Here is a 20,918-nt window from a genome sequence, read left to right as displayed (position 1 = left end):
TAAGAGCCTCCTCTAGTTATGGATTAATGTTATCGGCCTTTTTTCTTGATTGGATTGATATGCTGCTTTTACAACTTCTAATGTTCTTAAACCATCTTCTCCTGTAATAAAGGGAGGTCGCGAATCCGTTACACATTGCAAAAAATCTTTGATTAACCCTTCATCCATATCATCAGACCAAACAAGATGTTCCAACTTATTATCACGATCATTAAACAGTAATGTATGCTCTTTAAATGCATCTACATGAAATGTTCCTTGATCACCAAAGAATTCTAGTGTTACATCTCCCCATATCGGAAAAGTTTTAGGACGTGACCAACTTGGATCAATCGTAACCACAATACCTGATGCAAATTCCAAGATAACCTGGCCACAATCTTCCACCACGATATCGTAAAATCTTGTATCAAATTCTGCATACACGCTTTTTACTTCATCCTTTAATATCCAGCGAAGTGTATCCACAATATGAACAATATGATCGGTGGCACAACCTCCGCCCGATAGTTTTGGATCTACAAACCATCCACCTGGCATTTGTCCATGATTCGTAGTATTGACCGCTAAAATGTTGCCGATTTCGCTTTGATTTACTAACTTTTGTATTTCTTGAATCGCAGGCGCAAAACGAACAGGAAAAGCTATTTGTAAGATGACATTATTTTGATTACATGCCTCTATCATCTCCATTGCATCATTTATTTCTGTTGCAATTGGTTTTTCGCATAATATATGCTTTTTGTAATGTGCAGCTTTCACAACGTGTTCTTTGTGATTTGCATTTTCTGAACAAACAATAACAGCATCTAAATCAGTCTTTAGCATTTCATCTAAGTCAGTATATAATGATGTGTTAAAGGTGTTTGCTATATCAGTTCCTCTTTGTTTATCGTTATCCCAGATACTCACAAGGGAGGCATTTTTACATTTCTTTAAAGCATTCGCATAACTAAATCCATGCATATGGGCAAAACTAATGATTCCGACCTTTAACATCTTACGCCCCTCCTTTTATAACAGGTATAGATCGATTTAACGATGCTTCAATAGCTTCCCTAAAATCAATAGCTCTCGTAACCTCTGTTATATTATTGAACGAATGGCGGTCTTTGGTTAAAACTTCATATACATCTTCCAATTGACGCTGAATCAACGGTGTTCCAATTGGATGAATCTCCCGTTTGCTCTTATCCGTTTTTACAACACTTATCGGATTTGTTTCATTACTTTTGTAGGTTAGCATTCCATCAGAACCAGCAAGTTCGATATTTAATTCCTCTTTGCCAAATCCTCGAGCTAATTCCAGTTGAGTGAAGCTACTGTCCTCATGTCTGATATGAATGGTCATATAACGATTATCTATTTGTTTTGCAAAAATAGTATTAAAATCTCCCAATGTATGATAGATCCAACCAATTAAATGGACTTCCTGTTCGAGGAATCTGCCATTAGAAGGTACTGTTTCAGATTTTATAGATATTCGATGGACACCACTATTACCTAATTGTTGTTTCGTAAACTTTAGGTTTACATTCACCAACTCCGGTGAATGTAGCATAGGATTGATTATACGAACCATCATCTGCTCTTCTTTCATAAAATTTAATAATTGTTTTGTTTCGTTTATACTTGATGCAATGGGCGATATCAAGGTAATAGGGGTGTTCCTCCCTAACCTTTTTAAGATAACAGGCTTTAATTCTGTCGATACACATACATCAACCAATTCTGACTGCTCCTGGGATGAACTAAATGAAGGTAATGAATCTAGGTTATCTTCATTTATCACTACCGATTGTTCCACTCGCACTTCAGGAATAGATTCCCAACATAATAAATGTTTATTTAATTCAGATTCATTACCAATCAAAGTAACTTTCATTACACTTCACCCTTTCTCTGCCATAATATGATATGTGCTAATTTCATAAGGCTTTAATTTTGTTTTATAGCTATCCGTACTTATTGCGGAATGATCGATCGATTTTTCAAGAAGATTGGTTTCTTGGAACATGGCTTTTTCCGGTAGACTCACTGTTGCAGATACCTCACTCCCTTCTGCCTCATATAATCGAATAATCATTCCCTTTTCGTTTTCAGCTAATTTTATAGTATCCAGTATAGCGCTTTCACTATCTATACTAATAAATGACAGAGCATTTTCCAACTCTCCTTTAGATATCTCTGTTACAGATATAAAGTCTCTTGTATTTAACTCATGACCTTTTTTGACGGTTTCAGCTGCTCTCCAATTACCTTGATGAGGATATAAAGAATATACAAACTGATGTCTGTGAATGTCTGCGCTTTGATCAGGCCACTTCGGCGACCTCAATAAAGATAGCCTGATATTTTGACCTTTGATATCATATCCATATTTACTGTCATTTAGTAGGCTGACACCATAGTTACCTTCTGATAAATCTGCCCATCGTTGGCCACAAACTTCAAATTGTGCCTGCTCCCATGTCGTATTATTGTGTGTCGGGCGATCGATCGTTCCAAATGGTATTTCATAAGTAGCATGTGATGAATAAACATTAACTGGAAATGCTACTTTTAACAATTTATTCGTTTCGTTCCAGTCCACTTCTGTATCGAAATCAATCAACTTAGAATAATGGTGGAAAATAATCTTTTGCGTAATAGTAGATTCATTGAACTTCCATTTAAAGTGTAATTCATCTGTTAAGTTACTTGTGTAATGAACATTTGCCTCAAGCAACTTCATATTATCTATCTTTTGAGAAGCAAAGTTTGGATCTATATCCCATGCATCCCAGTCTGTAGGTAGATCATCAAATAATTGTAGTTCATTAGCCACAGCCCCGTCTTGAACAATCTCTTTATCACACTGTTTATCATATAATCGTCTGATGAAACCTTGTTCCGTAAATTCCACTATATAGTTAACCGTTTCCCACTTACCATTCAATGATTTGGACGATGCCAACTTATTTCCATCCTTTTCTTGTAACCAAACTGTCTTATATCCGAATTGTGGTACATTGGGAATTAGTGCATGTAATTCAATGGTTGAATTATCAACCTTTACATGTTCTACCGGATACGGATTCCCTTCTTCATCCACCATTATTTTAGATAATAACCCTTGATCACCTCTCAATGTAATAAGACGATCTCTATCCCATCCCAAACTATTGAATATAATTACTGGTTCGCCAGGTCCTCCTGTATTAATCCTGCGTATGATTTGCTCAATCGCATCCACTTGCAAGGATTGGCCTTCAGACAGCACCTCTTTATATTGCTGGTCTGATAACATATAAACAGGTTCAATGGATGTTCCAGGAACAATATCATGAAACTGATTCAATAAAATTAATTTCCACAGTTCTCTTATTCTTTGAGCAGGATAATTATCTCCTGTTAATAGATATGCAAAGGAATGCCATATTTCCAAGTTTCTAAATAGAGCTTCAACTTGCCGGTTATATTTCTTTGTTTTGGCATGCGTTGTATAAGTCCCTCGGTGCAGTTCCAAATATAAATCGCCATACCATTTTGGCAATGTTGGTTTTTGCTGACTAATGCGTTCAAAGAAGTCATGTACCTTACTAAACTTCACATTAGGCAAACCCGGTAATGATTCTGAGCGTTTAACTGTTTCGATCATTTCTCTTGTAACACCACCTCCACCATCACCATATCCATACACCAACATTCTTTCGTTATAATCATTCTTTTGATTAAAATCATCCCATGTTGCTTTAATATCCTTTGGATTCGTTTGTTGCCCCAAAACAGTATGTAAGTAAGATAAAATGGTTGTACCATCAATACCTTCCCAATGAAATAAATCATAAGGAAAACGATTGGTATCATTCCAATTTAACTTGGTCGTCATAAAATATTCCGTATCAGCCTTCTTCAGAATCTGGGGTAAAGATGCACAATAACCAAATGTGTCTGGTAACCATTCCACTTTTGGTTCTGCTCCAAATTCTTCTTTAAAATACTGCTTGCCATATAACAGCTGCCTTACCAATGATTCACCCGATGGAATATTCAAATCTGGTTCTACCCACATGCCACCGATAATCTCAAAACGTCCTGCTTTTATTTGTTGTTTGACTCGCTCATATATTTTAGGATAATAATTTTTTAGATATTGAAATAATTGCGGTTGGCTTTGCGCATACTCAAATTCCTCATACTCATCCAGTAAGGTGCAGGCGGTTGAAAAAGTCCTTGATGCTTTACGAATCGTTTCTTTCAAAGGCCATAACCAGGCAACATCTATATGTGATTGACCAATAGCTCGAATGGTTCCTTCGCGATATCCCGCCATCTCTTTTAATAGTGATTGAATACTCTGTTCTTGTTCGAGCAATTTCTTTTGATTCGTCAAATCATTCTCCTGAGGTATTTTCCATTCATTTGCCAGATCTTCTAATGCCTTATAAAGGATTGGTTTACGAGTATCAGAATCAGCCAAAAGAGATAATGTGTTACAGGCGGTTTCTAATGTATAGACAAAGCTTTGTAATGCTCTATTAACTAATACCAGTGCACTGTTTTCTAAAAAGATAAGAGGTGGTGTAGTTTCCGCGCTTGCTACTTGGTTAAAGCCTCGCAAAGAATCTTCCGGAATACCAACAGGGTTAAATAGTTCCATTTCTATATTTAATATACGTCTATTCTGTGAATGATTTGCCAAAAAGCAAAAGGAGCGGTTGCGGTCAAAACCTTGCATAGGCTCTTCGTTGATACTCATTAATGCTTCATAATGAGATGGAATGCCTCCTGGCCCACCAGCTTTCAATATGATTCCGATATCCCTTGAGGTCCAATCATTCGGAATTTCTATACTATTGCTTAAAAAAGCTGTTACTCCGGACTCTATTAACGGTTCCCCGATTTTTACTGTCTCAGATGAATTTCTTTTCTTTAAAGAATGGTAATTTTCCGGTTCTTCATACTTAAATCTATTCATTTCCCAATTATCGATGGTTTTTGTTGCAAGATATTGGTTGTTTCTTAGCAATCGAATTAAACGGTGAATTCTTTGCATGATTATCCCTCACTATTCTTGATAAATCACTAACTTTTTTTCATCCAATTGATCGGATGATTCGCCTACCATTAACATTACAGTGCCAGGCTCAACTACCTGTTTCATCTCTATATTCCAAATCGATAATTCTTCAACACCTAATTGTAATTTCACGTTTTTTGATTCTCCAACAGGAATCCAAACTTTTTGAAATGCTTTTAATTCTTTTGTTCTTTGGGTAACAGATGCTTCTAGGTCTTTAATGTATAATTGCACAACCGCTAAACCATCATATTCCCCTGTATTGACGACATCGACTGACACATTGATGTATTCACCATTTGTTAACGCATGGATACTGATTGTTTCATGTTCTTTTGTTGAAAATTTGCACTGAAACGAACTATACGACAAACCATAGCCAAAACTGTACATAGCATGACCTACTTCATCATAGTAATCTTGTTTTGCTCCGCTATTTTTGGCATTATAATATACCGGTAATTGATCTGCCGAATACGGAATAGATACCGGTAATTTCCCACTTGGATTCACATCACCGAATAGGACTTCGGCTATCGCTTGACCGCCTAGTTGACCGGGATACCAACCTATTAATATCGCATCTAAATAGGCTTCAATATCTTTCAAACTATAGGGCCTTCCTTGGATGAATACCCCGATCATGGGAGTATTTAAGGCTGCTAACTCTTGCACTAAATTTTTCTGGACACCGCCTAAATTCAATTTTGCTACATCGATATTTTCACCACAATCCATTTCAGCTTGATCGTAGTCTAGTACTGCTCCGTTATCCTCAAATTCCATACCAAACTCTCTTGCACTCGACCCGCCCAATGCTAAAACAATCATATCCGCTTTACTCGCAATCGTTTTTGCACGATCAAAATCTGACATATCTGTTGATCGAATTCCACATCCTTTGGTATAAAGAATTTCACAATCTTCCTCAACGATTTTATTTATACCTTGTTTAATGGTAACAACTGCTTCTCTTCTTTGTGGTGCTGTATAATCTCCTAATAAGTTATAAACGCTGTCTGCATTCGGGCCAATAACAGCTACTGTTTTGTTTCTTTTACTTAAAGGCAGTAGATTATGTTCGTTTTTTAACAGTGTAATAGATTGTCTAGCCATTTCCAGATTTAATGTTCGACCTTTCGATCTATTTACTGAAACACTTCTTGGTTTGTCGTCAACTTCTGAAAATAGCCCTAACAAAAACTTTCCATACAATACACGTTTAACCGCTTTATCTACTATCGATTCTTTTATTTTTCCATTCCTTACAGCTGCTTCAATATGTGTATAAACATCATCCCATAAGCTTAAATCGACACCTGCGTTTAAAGCATAGGCTGCAGCCAACTCTTTATCACCAGTGAGTAAAAGTAACCGATCCAACGCTGTTCCATCTGCCATAACAATCCCGTTAAAGCCCCATTCTTCACGAAGTATATCTGTTAATAATTTTCGATTAGTATGGCACGGGATTCCATCAATCTCATTATAGGCCGCCATACACGCTAAAGCCCCAGATCTGACTCCTGCCTTCATAGGCGGTAAATAAATTTCTCTTAATTCTCTTTCACCAATTAATGCAGGGCCAGCATTATGTCCACCAACTGCAGCTCCTTGTGCGGCAAAGTGTTTTAAAACAGCTATTACATTAGGGGACTCTTTATTATCTCCTTGCATGCCTTTAACGACAGCTTCTGTCATACAGGCAGCTAAATAAGGATCCTCACTGAAACATTCCTCTGTTCTTCCCCACCTGGGATCTCGCGCAATATCCAATGTAGAAACTAATCCTAAATGCACACCCCTTTCCATTAATTCTGATGCTATATACTTCGAGACCTTTTTTTGTAAATCCGAATTCCATGTGGCACCAGATCCTAAATGAGTAGGAAAAACAGTACTATCTAATGCTTGATGTCCATGGGGACATTCTTCTGAAAAAAGGACCGGAGTCCCAAGTCTAGTATGTTCCCTTAGGTACTCCTGAATCATGTTTGTAACATGTAATGCATCTTCTAAAGGGATGCCATTCTCGAAATTTATACTAGACCATGGATCAGCTCTAAATAAACCGTATAATGCCCCAATCCCTTGAAACTTTTGAACATGTTGTTTGAAGTTTTCTGTTAATTCATATTGATCTCCATTTTTTCGATATACTTGCCAACCATATAATTTTTGATTCAATTGCCCTACTTTTTCCTGTAATGTCATTTGCTTTAACAAATCCTCGACTTGTTTCTCAATCAATGTTCAACCTCCTCTCTTTCAAATTTCTATCAATTCGTTACGAAAACTTGAATACATCTGCAATTGGTATGTTTCCTTTTTCGATAGAAGGAATTTTGATCGTTAATCCATCATTACCTTGATAGAATTCCAGTGAATCACAAACATGGAGCATGTCAATACGTTCTACTTTGTTGAAATAAGGAATAACTATTTCTTTATCTTGATAGGAAAAATCATTATGTTGATATAATCGGAAGCAATATACATTATCACCCTTGATAGTAAAGGCGTAATTGTCTATATAATAGGGGGCAACCATTCTTGTTCCATAGATGGATTCCCCATATAATCCCATCCACTCACCTATACCTTCCATTAATTCACTCGCTTTTCTCGGGAGCCGGCCATCTGGTTGAGGAGGAACATTTAATGCCAAATTGCCACCCTTAGCTACTATTTCAATAAGTGTATGAATGATTTCTCTTAAAGATTTATATTCATCTTCATATTTAAAGGAAAAGGAAGTCCCGATTGTTATGCAACTTTCCCAAGGTACATCAATTGGTTGATCCGGAATTGTTTGCTCTGGAGTAATATAGTTCTCGTATAATCCTCCTACTGTTCTATCTGCCGTTAGTAACCACGGCTGATGTTGTCGGGCTTTTTCGACGACCTCACCAAGTCTGATATCTTGATTCCGCTTTCCTACCCAGCCTGCATCCAGCCAGAGGATATCTATTCTTCCGTATTTCGTCATCAATTCCATGATTTGATTGTGGGTGAATGATATAAACTTTTCCCACATCCAAGGATATTCTTCCGGATCATAAGATGGCCCTCTCCACATATGATTTTTTCTTTCCATTCCTGGTGCCCAATAATATGGTGTATGCCAATCTGCTTTAGAAAAATAAGCGGCTATTGCGATTCCTTTCTCACGAAAAGCACGAAATACATTTCGGCAAATATCCGCATATTTATGCGTGTGAAAAGGACAGTCTTTTCCTGTAATACTGTAATCTGTTTCCTTGGTATCCCACATCGAGAAGCCATCATGATGTTTGGTCGTAAAAATCAAATATTTAAATCCTGCTTTATGAGCTAAATCAGCCCATTTATCTGGTTGAAATCTAATGGGATAAAAGGTTTTATTTAAATTAAAATATTGCCTTTTAAACTCTTCCATATCTTCTTCCCAATCGATATCATCACGAGACCAATCACCATCTTCATCACTTAAAGCCCATGATTCTACTAATCCTAATTGAGAATATGGTCCCCAGTGCATCATCAATGCCAGCTTTTGATCTTTAAACCACTCTAACCTTTCTAACAAGATGGTATCGTTTGGTTTAATCCAATTCTTTTCCGGACTAAAATTGTGAACACCATTTGCTACATCATGTTCATTTGTCAACTATTCAACCTCCTTAACTCTATTGAAATTTTTTAATATATCCTCTTTTTCTTATAGGCGTGCAATGGACTCCCTTTTACGACAAGGCCTATTTCACTTAACAAAAATTCACTAAACATGGAATTAGCCCAAGAAAACCAAGGTCGTGTGAATTGTTCTGGATCATCTACATGAAAGCCCTCATGCATTAAATTTTGATCAGCATCTGTTTCTTTAAATAATTGGATCAAGCGATCTCTTTCCTCTTCTTCTATTGAGGTTAAGCCTTGGATGGCTAATGCAATATGCCAAATATACTGATCTGGTGTATGAGGACTGCCGATACCACTTGCTACTTTACCTTTAAAATAATATGGATTTTCCTCACTCAAGATAAACTTTCTTGTATTTTGGTAAATTTCATCATCGAACGACCGGTATCCTATATAGGGAATGGATAACAAACTTGGAACATTCGCATCATCCATTAACACATAGTTTCCTAAACCATCTGTTTCATAAGCATAGATAGGCCCAAATTCAGGGTGTTCCACCATACCAAATTGTTGAATGCCGTGCTCGATTTCTAATGCTAATTTGTTTGCTTTGTTGGCTAATGACTCATTTTCTAAGATGTAAAGGGCTATTTCGGCTAATTGTTGTAAAGATACAACGGCAAACATATTAGAAGGAATTAAATAACCATATTTACAAGTATCATCACTGGGACGAAATCCACTCCACGTCATTCCTGTGTATCCTAATGGTGCCCCATATCCATCGTGAGACAGGGTATCTTGCGGCGGGCAGTTATCTCGTACAAAATGATAATCTGATTGATCTGCATGATGCTGTTCTGTCGTCCAAACGTCTACTATTTTCTCCATAGCTGCTGTAAACTGCTGATTAAAATGATTGGTAATACCAGTTGCCTTCCAGTACAAATAAGCAAGTTGGATAGGATAGCAAAGTGAATCAATTTCATATTTCCGTTCCCATATCCAATCCGTCATCTTCGTTTGATCTTCATGATAGCGATTACCATTAGGACGCTCATTAAATGCATTGGCATAAGGGTCATGGTTGATAAAGAACATCTGCTTCTCAATCACACCTTGGATCATTTTTGCTATCTTTGGATCTTGTTCTGCTAATAATAAGTAAGGACGAACCTGCGTTGCAGAATCTCTCAACCACATTGCCGGTATATCGCCAGTAATAACAAAAGTAGTGCCATCTGATTGAGGACGTATCGTTGTTTGATACGTATTAACAAAACATTCCTCAAACATTGCTTGCAGTTTTTGATCTGATTGATAATAGTTTTGCACTTTTTTAATTAAACCTTGGATAGAAGGTGTTAACTGTTGTGTCATATCTATTCACTTCTTTCTCTTTACATTTAAACCAATCGTTATTATTTCAAAGGGGGCTACTGGTAATGTAATAGATTCATTGGATTCCACTAATGTTTCACCTTGTTCTTCTAGTATGTTACTGAGATAATACCGCTCCACCATATTGTTATTACCAATATGGACTGTTCCATCGTGACTCATCATGTTAAAAAAACGCATTTGAAGATCATTCGTTAAGGAAGAAACTTTAAGGGATGTTAAAACTGTCTCCTTTGAAGTATCTGCCGATATATATTGATAACTAGCTGGAATGGAACCAACCTGATTTCGTAACTGAATCCGAGACCACGGAATCCTGTATTGATAGGCTTGTTGATACACTTCAGCAGGCTCCTCTTCATTGACATGCGGGAAAATTTTAAAAGCAGCATATTGATCACCTAAACATTGTGCTTCTGGAGTCGGGAAATACCCCCAGTCTCCTAATTCTCCTACTGCTCGAACTAACGTAATCGCAATAGTATTTCTATCATCTCTTAGCACTTCATATTCATTTAATCCCTTATTAGCAATCGTAATACCTTTTTCTCCGTCATCCATACTGACAAATGCCTGCTGATGCTGAGAATGATCAGGATTGGTCCATTGATCTGATGGCTGGTTATTTCTTTTAGCTACTTCAAATATAGAATCAGCGTAATGTACTTTACTTTCAATGTCAGTTGGAAACAGAGCACGCAAACGATGATCCTTCGCTACATTACAATAAGAAACTTGAACATCGATTCCCTTACCATTTCGCTCTAAACTAACATGCGTTTTGATGGTAAAGGGAATCGATCTTTTACTTCGCTTTGCTTTACGACCAGAAAACCATACAAGCTCTTGTTGTTCCTTCTCTAAAGAAGCTTCGGCACTTTCTGGGATTTCTAATTCATGAATGATTTCATAAGTAGCTCGAATAGAGGTATCCTCCACCAGCTTGATAGATGCTTGTAGTTCCTCTGTCGTAACAGGTAGATCTTCATGCGCTTGTTTATACATATACTCATTACCGATATCTCCAGAATCTTCATAAACTAATAGATTCTCAAAAACTCGATCAGTTGCTTTATTACGTATATGGAGTGAACCATTCGAGTTAATTTTGATATACATATAATCATTTTCGAGTACATTTTTTGCAGTAGCAATTCGATTTGTTATGTTGCTTTCCTTCTCTCCGACCACTAAAGCAAAGGCTTGATGACTTAACGATGCTACATCTTGTGCTTCTAACGATACTTTTACTCTTCTTGCTAAATAAGGTTGTCGAAATTGATTTTTGGGCAAATCATAATCAAATACAACCCCTAAATCTTCTATCTGGTAATCAAGCATATTACCGCTCGCATCTATTAACACTCTATTATCTATTGGATAATCTGCTAGTTGTTTACGATGCACACCATCAGCAAAATATTCCCGTTTCAAATCTAACTCCACTGTTACTACACCCGTGCGCCTTTGTCCTGTTGTATTAAAAATGGCAAATGGGACCGGTTCTTCACCATACTTCTTAAATGACATAGTATCTATATGCTTTGAAAGTTTTTCTAATACATCTACCTTCATGCTTTCTGCCATATGTCTACTCTTTTCAAATCTTGTCACCATTTCTCTATGCACTTCATCTACACTACAACCACAAATACTATCATGAGGATGATTCTTCATAAGTGTCTTCCAAGCATATTCCAATACTTCATAGTCATACTTATCACCCATTACATAAGCAAAAGCGGCTAATGGTTCTACTTCACTTTCTAATAAAGTTTGCACTTCTTGATTCATTTGTTTTAAGTAAACCCTGGAGGAGGCTGTATTGACTAGTGTCCCCCATCCATCCGTGTGTTGACTTCGTAATTCTCCTTCAACCGTTTTTAAATGATTTTCACTTTGTTGAGAATCCAGCTGTTCCATATATTCATTAAAATTAGAATGGATAAATTCTACATCCGGATACAGCTCATTTGCCAATTCAATAGCCTGAGACAAATCTGTTTGTATCGGCTGATGATCACACCCATTTAACATTAATAAATGGTTAGATGACGCATATTTCTCCATCGCTTCTAAATGACCATCCCAATATTTTTGGGCCGCTTTTCTTTCAGAAGGAATTTCATTTCCGTTACAATACCAATTAGCAAAAAGGATCCCGACCACTTCCGTACCATTAGGAGACTTCCATTTCATCTCTGAATACGGGGACTCATATATATCTGCTTCACTTACTAAATTATTAAAGCCAGTTGGTTTTACTCCTCGACCAAATGCAGCATGCTTTATCCCAGCCTGAGCCAATATTTGTGGTGCTTGCCCAATATTTCCGAATGAATCAGGAAAATATCCAATCCTAGATATATTCCCCCACTTTTTTGCATCCCTCATACCATATTGTAAATTGCGAATATTAGATTCACTGCTTGTAAGAAATTCATCCTGTAATATATACCAAGGTCCAACATAAATACGCTTTTGCTCTATTAATTGTTTAAGCTTTTCTTTTCGTTCCGGACGTACTTCCAAATAATCATCTAAAATAATCATCTGACCATCCAAGTGGAAACTTTTAAAATTCGGATCATTATCTAATGTATCTATTAATTGATCCATAAATTCTACTAATAAGAAATGATGTTTCTCATATGGTAAATACCACTCACGATCCCAATGTGTATGGGAAATAATATGAACGGTTTTCTTATTCTCCGTTTGACTCACAACAATACCTCCAAACTAACGATCAAATTCGATTAAAAAGGTTTTAATTTCATATGGTCGAATATAAAACTTCACTTCGTTTTGGTAATACTTCTCGCCAATAGGATTTTCCATTAAATCACACTCTTGCCATGATCGTATGTTGCTATCGCTATGGAGCAAGATGTGATCTCTTTGTCCTTGATATTCATGTAATCGTAGAATGATAGCATGTTGGTCTTCTGCTGGAATGTTTATTTCCTTCGTAAGCCAAACATAAAGGTCTCTTCCATTCCAATAATCTCCTATCTTTACCTGCATACTACTAGACAGTTCTTGAGGAGGATAAGCCCCTATATTTGTATCTACATCTTCTTGGTACTTCCAGCTTTGAAGTCCACGAACATCTCGATACCGGTATTATTCTAATTCATTTATTCTTGCATTTAATTTATCAATTGTTAAAAACATATTATGCTCACCTCTAGTTTGCGTTGGATATGTAATGAGGCTCGTCATTAGAAACAACGAGCCCTTTATTTTTACTAATTATTAATTTCCTGCCCAACGATCATAGGCATCTTGATGGATTTGAATATATTTTTCAATGTTCATATTTTCAATTGTTTTAATGTATTCATCCCATTTAGAAAGTGGTTCTACGCCAGTAATGAATTTAGCTTCCATTTGTTCAACATATGATTCCAAGTCCACTTCAATTGTATTGATCGTATCTTGCTCTTCATCTGTTAAATACACTAAAGGAAATGGCGTTTCTGCATATGGATCGATTTTTTCTTGTGTTTCTTTTTCGATAAATAAATCAAACTCTGACCTTGGCGCATTCTCAACTAAATCTACTAGCATAGGTGTTGTAATACCATATGCTGGTGTTAAGGTGCCACGGTAGTCCTCACTACTTTCAAACTCTTCCGGAACCTCTAAAAATTCCCGTTGTCCATCTTCTCCTTCTTCCCATAAGTAACCTTCTGGACCTTGATCAAAAAAGTCCCTCCCTTCTCGTGAGTATAAATAATCAATCCATCTCATAGAAGCCTCAGGATGTTCGTTATTCTTCGTAATAGCAAAGGCACCTCTACTAATACCTGGGCTACCTGGTAATACAATTTCAGGAGAAACATTACTTGTTAAAGGATGGAACATTGGATTATTCATTGCCTCTTCCTCCGTCTCACCTGTTGTAAAGAAGGAGAACCAATCCGGGAATAATCCTAACCGATTTTCTTGACCTTTTGCTTTCTTTTGTTCATCAGCCTGTGAAAATGTTTCAGGATCTAATAACTCTTCCTCATATAATTTATTCATATAGGTTAAGTATTCTTTATAGTTTTCTGTCATAGGTGCATAACGTGCTTCGCCATCAACTGCTTCCATTCCCCATTCTTTAATTCCGAAGGCAGCCAAAAACCATCTTCTTGTACTATTCATTTGAACATCTGTTAATGGAATTTCATCAGCTTTACCATTTCCATTCGGATCCTCCGTTTTAAAGCGAACTAATAATTCATATAATTCTTCCGTAGTTTTAGGTAATTCCTTAACACCTAATTCATCCAACCATGTTCCGTTATACCACATTGGTCCTGCAGGCCAAGCAGCTGTAGGATGTTGGTTAATAGCAGGAAGAGCATATATATGGCCATCTGTTGTTGTAATAGACCTTTTAATTTCAGGATTTTCTTCCATTAATGCTTTAAAATTCGGTGCGTATTCATCAATTAGATCCTCTAAAGGTTGTAAAATACCTTGCTGTCCATAATCTACTTCCATACCCGGTGTTAGATTTCCTGTAGCTCCGAAAATAATATCAGCGATATCACCACTTGCAAATGCTAAGTTCAATTTTGTCTGAAAATCGCTTAATGGAGGTGTATCATACTCAAAGTAAATATTTGTTTTTTCCGAATATTGTTGTAATGTTGGCATATCCTCCCATTCCGCCAACCCTGTACCTGGTGCCATCAGGGACAATGTTATTTTTTCATCTACTATCGGATAACCCTCTTTATTTACTTCTGCATCTGAGGTCGATGTTTCCTCATTTTCCTGATTATTCCTGTTATCACTAGCAGTTTCATCATCACTACACCCTGCAATTAATGCACAACATATAATACCTATTAATAAATACCATAATTTTTTGCTCATTCGTTTACCCCTCTCTTATTTTATAAATTGATCCCCACGGATAGTTGATCGAATTACTTAATAGGAACCACCCCCTTCATACAAAGTGAGACTTCCATCAGTGGGAGTTTTTGACCCCCATTGTGGTTAATGAAACTTATCAGAGTGTTAGCTCACCTGATCCCCCACTCAGCTTCTTTGATTTACTCGAACCTTGAAGGGGGTTTTCGGACGATAAGCACCGAGATAAACTTTGATCAGATAATTTTTTATCCTTTAAGTGATCCAATCATAACTCCTTTAACAAAATACTTTTGTAAGAATGGATACACAATGATGACTGGCAGTGATGAAACAATCATTACCCCATATTTGATGATGGCTGCCAATTGTTGATTACTATGAATTAATTGCGCTGTATCTCCTGTCATTGTGGTGTTATTAGAAGACATATCCTGTAAAACTAATATTTCCCTTAATACCAACTGAAGCGGAAATAAATCACGATCCGAAATATAAATCAATGCATTAAAGTAACTATTCCAATGACCAACTCCATAGAAAAGAGCCATTACAGCAATGATGGGTGCCGATAAAGGTAATATAATTTTAAAAAACAATTTAAAATTGGATGCTCCATCAATTTTTGCAGCTTCTTCTAATCCTTTTGGTATTGTAGATTGAAAAAACACCCTCGCAATAACAATATTCCATACTGCTGCCGCATTAGGTAACACCATTGCCCAAATTGTATCAATTAACCCTAGATCCCTTACTACTAAATAAGTTGGAATTAACCCACCTGAAAAAAACATGGTTAATACAAATATAGCAGTAAAAAATCCTCTTCCATAAAAATCCTTTCTTGATAAAGCATAAGCAGCTGGAATGGTAACCAACAGATTAATTAATGTACCTAATCCTGTATACACAATCGTCATTAAATACCCTCGCCAAATCGAATCATTTCCAAAAATCAATCTATACCCCTCAAAAGTAATATCTTTCGGAAGTAACCACATTTTCCCTGAATTCACATAAGTGGGATTACTGATAGATGCGCTTATAATATAAATTAATGGGTAAAGCACAACTATCAGTGCAACTGTTAAACAGAGATAAACAAAAAACTTAAACAACTTATCAGATCTCGTTTCATACAAAGTGGAATCCATTTTCTACACACCTCCCTTACCATAAGCTAGTTTCACTTGTTTTTCGGGCAATCTGGTTTACAGCAATTAATAAGATTGCATTAATGACAGCATTAAACAGACCAACCGCTGCTGCAAAACTATATTGTGCATCTAATAAACCAGCTTGATAAACAAAAGTTGCTATTACGTTGGATGATTCTAAATTTAAAGGGTTTTGTAATAGTAATATTTTTTCAAAACCTACTGCCATAATGTTACCTAAATTCATAATTAATAGAATAATCATGGTTGGTACTAGAGTGGGAATATTAATGTACATAATTCTTTGAAATCTTGATGCCCCGTCCACTATAGCCGCTTCATGTTGTTGGGGGTCTACTCCTGATAATGCAGCAAGATAAATAATCGTACCCCAACCAGTACTTTGCCATACACCAGAAAGGACATATACGGTTTTAAACCATTTAGGATCGCTCATAAAACTAATAGGTTCGAAACCTAGAAATTGTATGAAGTGGTTGATAATACCTGTTGCAGGAGATAAAAAGGCAATAATCATACCTGCAATAACTACAACTGAAATAAAATGAGGTGCATAAGTAACGGTTTGAACTGTCCTTTTATATAAGCCATCTTTTGCTTCATTTAACAATAAAGCCAAAATAATCGGTAAAGGAAAACCAACAATTAATTCATAAACGCTAATTCCTAAAGTATTTTTCAAAAGATCCCAAAAGTAATAAGAGTTAAAAAATCTTTCAAAATGTTTTAAGCCTACCCATTCACTTCCTAAAAACCCTAATGATGGAACATAATCTTTAAATGCAATTTGGATTCCATACATCGGTACATAATGAAAGATAATAAAGTACAACAATGCAGGTAATATAAAAAGATACAATTGCCAATTTTGTAGAATTTTTCTCAGTTTCGTCTTTTTTAGTTTCGTGATATTTGTTTCATCTTTATTAGTTATTGTTGTTCCTAAACTCATGTAGCACTTTCCTCCTTTTTGTTGTGTTTTCTTTATGTAACTGCTTTCATCATAAACTAATTAAGAAAGCGCTAACAATATGTAGTTTTCATTTTTTATTGTCATTATTCGGACAACATAAAAAAAATTCCCTTATTAATAAAGGTTTTCTTCCTTATCGATATGTAAAATTCATTCGATATGTAAAACTTGACAATTGTTGAAGTCAGTAGCTGGATATTTAGCGCAGAGCGCCGTTTAAAAACGTAGCGACTGGGTCGATGATGACTTTCACCTAAAGGTATAAGTGTGACTTATCATCTATTGGCATGTCTTCTTTATCGTAGTCCGCTTCGAAATTCACCTAGTTTCTGGGCACTCGGAGCTAGACATATACGCAAACTTTATACTTTCTTACCTTCTATAAAAAACTAAGGCTTTCGCCAATTTCTTATAGCGAAAGCCTTAGTTTGCTTATACAATAATCAATAGAATTTTAGATATTTTTGATGTAAGGTTATCACATCGTATTTTTATATAATATCAATCCATTTAACCCTTTTCCCCGTTTCATTGGAAAGCGATGCAGCTTGATTAATAGCAGTTAAATGGAGAATATCCTCTTTTGTAATTGTCGGTTCCATATGATGTTTTATCGATTGAACCCATTGCTCCATTGGCATTAGTAAGGGACTTGGCAGTTCATCAACTGTCACCCACGTATTATCTGTATTTGTTTTGAGTTTGACTTCTTCATCTTCTATCAAAAGTGTTCCTTCTGTCCCATATAGTTCAAGTTGAAACGGACTTCCACTTGAGAGAAAGCTTGTTTCCACAACACCTAATACACCTGACTCATATTCAATGGTTACCACTGCGTTATCATCTACATCATACGGATCTCGAATAGATTGGAGAATAGCTGATATTTCTTTTGCTGCTCCACCAGCTAAGCGATTTGTTAAATAGATTGGGTGTGCACCTAAATCGATTAATGCACCACCGCCACTTTGCTCTTTATTGAAAAAATAATCTGGTAACCATCCGATAACACTGTTGTCTGAAGGAACTGCCCCATTATGTGCAAACCGACAACGAATAAGTGTCAATCTCCCAAGCAAACCTCTATCTAACACATTTTGAGCATACAAATAATAACTATCTGTTAAACGTGGTAAGGAAACCATTAAATTGATACCATTATTCTCCACCACACGTATTATTTCTTGGCAATCTTGAAAAGTAAAAGCTAAGACTTTTTCTGTGAAAATATGCTTCTTATATTGTGCTGCTTTCATGATGACCATTTTATGTAAATTGGTCGGTGTATTAACAATTACCCCATCTAGTCTATCGTCTGATAGTACATTATCTAATTCTGCCTCAAAAGGAACTCTCAGTTCTTTAGCCCATTGTTTCCCCCGATCAATATCTTCGTCCCAAACCATCGTAATATTTAAACCGTCTATGCTTCTAGCTTGATTTGCATAATCATCAGCGTGCACATGCCATCTACTCAACAATGCTACATTTAACAAAACTTACATTCCTCCTTATAAGGTGTTTATAAATACATTTTCCTCAATTATCATTAACTGTTTCTGCGTAAACCTGTCGATATTTTCCTGGCGTCATTCCGATTTCGTTCTTAAATTTACGAGTGAAATTCGCCACATCTTTGTAACCTACATCCAACACAATTGCCTTGATAGGTTTATCCGTTTCTAATAACTGATTTTTTACTTCTTCCATTCGCAAATACTGCACATATTGTTTAAATGTATAACCGGTTTGTTCTTTAATAAATCTACTAACATATGAAGCAGATAACCGAAATTCAATGGCTATTTTCTCCAATGATAAATCATAAAGATCAAAATGCTTATGCAAATATTCAATAATATCGAGTTTCAGTTGTTCATTATGACTCTTCTTATTCTCATTGACTTCCCTACACGCATGTGAAATTAAGTCATTTAGTTGCTCAAATAATTGCTCTATAGTCTGGAAATCAAAAATTTGTTCACATTTTTGTTTAGATGGGGTAACACCGATTTCTGTAATAGTTTTCATAACTGTATTGATAATATCGAAACATATTGCCTTTAAAAAGGACAAAGATAGTTCATTCTGTTGTAAATTATCAAAAGCGGATAACAAGGCTTCCTTAGCAACTTGACTATCTCCCTGCTTAATACTTTGAACGATTCTCAACAGATCTTCTTTAGGATACCCAACATCGAATTCCTTTTCCTCTTCTATGTTTTCAAAATAAATACAACTTCCTTGACTATAGAAATATTTATGCTCTAAAGCTGCTAACGCCTCAATATAAGATCTGTTGATCATAGTAGTCTTTTCGTAAACTGTCCCTATCCCTATCATCGGCTTAATCCCAATTATTTCCTTTATATCACGCTTTAATTGCTTTACAAACTCATTACGTTTTGATTGAGCACTTACTCGATCGCCATTAATTTTAACTACTAAAGCAATTGCATCCATATATAATAAATCGATACCGTATGCTGTAACATCTTCTAATGTGATATCAGTAAATAATTCATAGATAGTTTCACGTTCCGTAATCTTTTCCTTAGATAATTGTTGCTTTTCCAATGAAATAATCATCGAACAATAATAATCACCATGAATATCAAGGTATAACGTTTTATTATAACTGTTAATTTCCTCTTCTGTATGAAAGTCACCTTTAATAATATTCGTTAAAAATTGATCCTTTGCAAAAGTTTGATGTTTAAATATCGTTTCACTGAGCATTTCATGGTCTTCAAACACAGAGGTAACGGTTCTCTTAATAGTATCCAATTCGTTCATACCTTTTAATTCTAATTTCCTGTTATTACTTACTGAATCGAATAAAGATCTGATAGGTTGATATTGTTTTTTGGCAAGAACAATCGCTAAAATAATACCAACAATAAACAGACTAAGACACAATGCAATCATTATCATTATTGTATTAGATAAGCGTTCAAAGAATTGATCTGTTTCCATCATAATAATAAATTTCCACCCTGTTATATCGGACTCTACGATAGCAAGTGAATATTCATTTCCATTTAATTCAACAGTATTTACCTCTCCATAGCTACTATTTTCCATATTAATGGAACTACTGTCTATGTTTTTATCTTTTATAGTCGAGGCAATAACTTGATTATGTTCAGATATTATATAAGCATTTCCTTTAAAATCGCTCATCGTATTTGCTATTAATTCATTGATTGTTCGATCTTTAATAAGATAAACAACTGTACCATAACTATTGTTGTTGTCTAATGTTATAGGAAAAAAATATGTAATATAATGTTTATTTTTCTCTTGGATCGATAATTGGTCAACCACAGTATTAATTGGAATATTTGTTTGCAAGGTTTGTTCTAAATAGGTATTATCCCAATTGTAAAATTGGTATTTTTTAATTAAGGAAGGGACAGTATAGGAACCTTCCGAAGAATAAATAAGGTCATTCCCATGGTAATATATAAGAATTTCTTCAATGATTGAACTGTTTGCCTTGTATTTCTTCAATTCATCAATAGCTTCTGATCCATAATATTCATGCTTCAGCATATATGGTGTTAACCTGGGATCATACGCTATACGATTAGCAATTGTTTCTAATTCACTTACCCTTTCATTTGTAAGTGTTGCAACTTGCTCTAATTTACTTAAATTTGATTGTTCTATTTCTTCCTTTAGATTAGAAACAGAGTTCAAATAAATAATGGAACTCATTACAATGAAAGGGACCAAAAATACAAATAAATAAGAAACAATATATTTTATTAATAATTTAGATTTGATCATGGTATAGCCCTCC

General features: G+C 35.6%; 13 protein-coding genes. All 13 read right to left on the bottom strand.

Translation table 11 applies throughout. From position 1 onward, the window contains the following. Nucleotides 1-12: 12 nt before the first annotated feature. Nucleotides 13-999, bottom strand: coding sequence for a Gfo/Idh/MocA family protein (locus ACTWP4_RS05185; RefSeq protein WP_443127693.1), 987 nt, complete (start codon nucleotides 997-999; stop codon nucleotides 13-15). Nucleotide 1,000: 1 nt separating this feature from the next. Beyond that, a complete protein-coding gene (locus tag ACTWP4_RS05180; protein ID WP_443127692.1) occupies nucleotides 1,001-1,885 on the bottom strand; it encodes a hypothetical protein in 885 nt (294 codons plus the stop codon). 6 nt (nucleotides 1,886-1,891) lie between these two features. Beyond that, nucleotides 1,892-5,038 (bottom strand): alpha-mannosidase, encoded by a 3,147-nt coding sequence (locus ACTWP4_RS05175; RefSeq protein ID WP_443127691.1) that lies wholly within the window; start codon nucleotides 5,036-5,038, stop codon nucleotides 1,892-1,894. 12 nt (nucleotides 5,039-5,050) lie between these two features. Beyond that, entirely contained in the window at nucleotides 5,051-7,276 is a 2,226-nt protein-coding gene (locus ACTWP4_RS05170) for a glycoside hydrolase family 3 N-terminal domain-containing protein (protein ID WP_443127933.1), read from the bottom strand. A gap of 73 nt (nucleotides 7,277-7,349) precedes the next feature. After that, nucleotides 7,350-8,711 (bottom strand): alpha-L-fucosidase, encoded by a 1,362-nt coding sequence (locus ACTWP4_RS05165; protein WP_443127690.1) that lies wholly within the window; start codon nucleotides 8,709-8,711, stop codon nucleotides 7,350-7,352. Between the two features lie 32 nt (nucleotides 8,712-8,743). After that, nucleotides 8,744-10,066, bottom strand: a complete 1,323-nt coding sequence (locus tag ACTWP4_RS05160) for a glycoside hydrolase family 125 protein (protein ID WP_443127689.1) — start codon at nucleotides 10,064-10,066, stop codon at nucleotides 8,744-8,746. A gap of 6 nt (nucleotides 10,067-10,072) precedes the next feature. Continuing rightward, nucleotides 10,073-12,814, bottom strand: a complete 2,742-nt coding sequence (locus ACTWP4_RS05155; RefSeq protein ID WP_443127688.1) for an alpha-mannosidase — start codon at nucleotides 12,812-12,814, stop codon at nucleotides 10,073-10,075. 15 nt (nucleotides 12,815-12,829) lie between these two features. Next, nucleotides 12,830-13,114, bottom strand: coding sequence for a glycosyl hydrolase-related protein (locus ACTWP4_RS05150; RefSeq protein WP_443127687.1), 285 nt, complete (start codon nucleotides 13,112-13,114; stop codon nucleotides 12,830-12,832). A gap of 231 nt (nucleotides 13,115-13,345) precedes the next feature. Then, the gene (locus tag ACTWP4_RS05145) at nucleotides 13,346-14,962 is read right to left on the bottom strand and encodes an extracellular solute-binding protein (RefSeq protein WP_443127686.1); all 1,617 of its coding nucleotides are present in this window, start codon (nucleotides 14,960-14,962) and stop codon (nucleotides 13,346-13,348) included. Nucleotides 14,963-15,210: 248 nt separating this feature from the next. Further along, nucleotides 15,211-16,116 (bottom strand): carbohydrate ABC transporter permease, encoded by a 906-nt coding sequence (locus ACTWP4_RS05140; protein ID WP_443127685.1) that lies wholly within the window; start codon nucleotides 16,114-16,116, stop codon nucleotides 15,211-15,213. 16 nt (nucleotides 16,117-16,132) lie between these two features. Continuing rightward, a complete protein-coding gene (locus tag ACTWP4_RS05135) occupies nucleotides 16,133-17,092 on the bottom strand; it encodes an ABC transporter permease (protein WP_443127684.1) in 960 nt (319 codons plus the stop codon). A 512-nt stretch (nucleotides 17,093-17,604) separates the two neighbouring features. Then, nucleotides 17,605-18,609, bottom strand: a complete 1,005-nt coding sequence (locus ACTWP4_RS05130) for a Gfo/Idh/MocA family protein (RefSeq protein ID WP_443127683.1) — start codon at nucleotides 18,607-18,609, stop codon at nucleotides 17,605-17,607. A 43-nt stretch (nucleotides 18,610-18,652) separates the two neighbouring features. Beyond that, nucleotides 18,653-20,905 carry a helix-turn-helix domain-containing protein gene (locus ACTWP4_RS05125; RefSeq protein WP_443127682.1) on the bottom strand — a complete coding sequence of 751 codons (2,253 nt, stop codon included), beginning with the start codon at nucleotides 20,903-20,905 and terminating at the stop codon, nucleotides 18,653-18,655. Between the last annotated feature and the right edge of the window lie 13 nt (nucleotides 20,906-20,918).

Source organism: Gracilibacillus sp. D59, from assembly GCF_052246695.1.
In the GTDB taxonomy this organism is placed as follows: Bacteria; Bacillota; Bacilli; order Bacillales; family Amphibacillaceae; genus Gracilibacillus.
The sequence above is the reverse complement of the archived record's forward strand: the minus strand, read 5'-3'. Positions and strand labels throughout refer to the sequence as shown.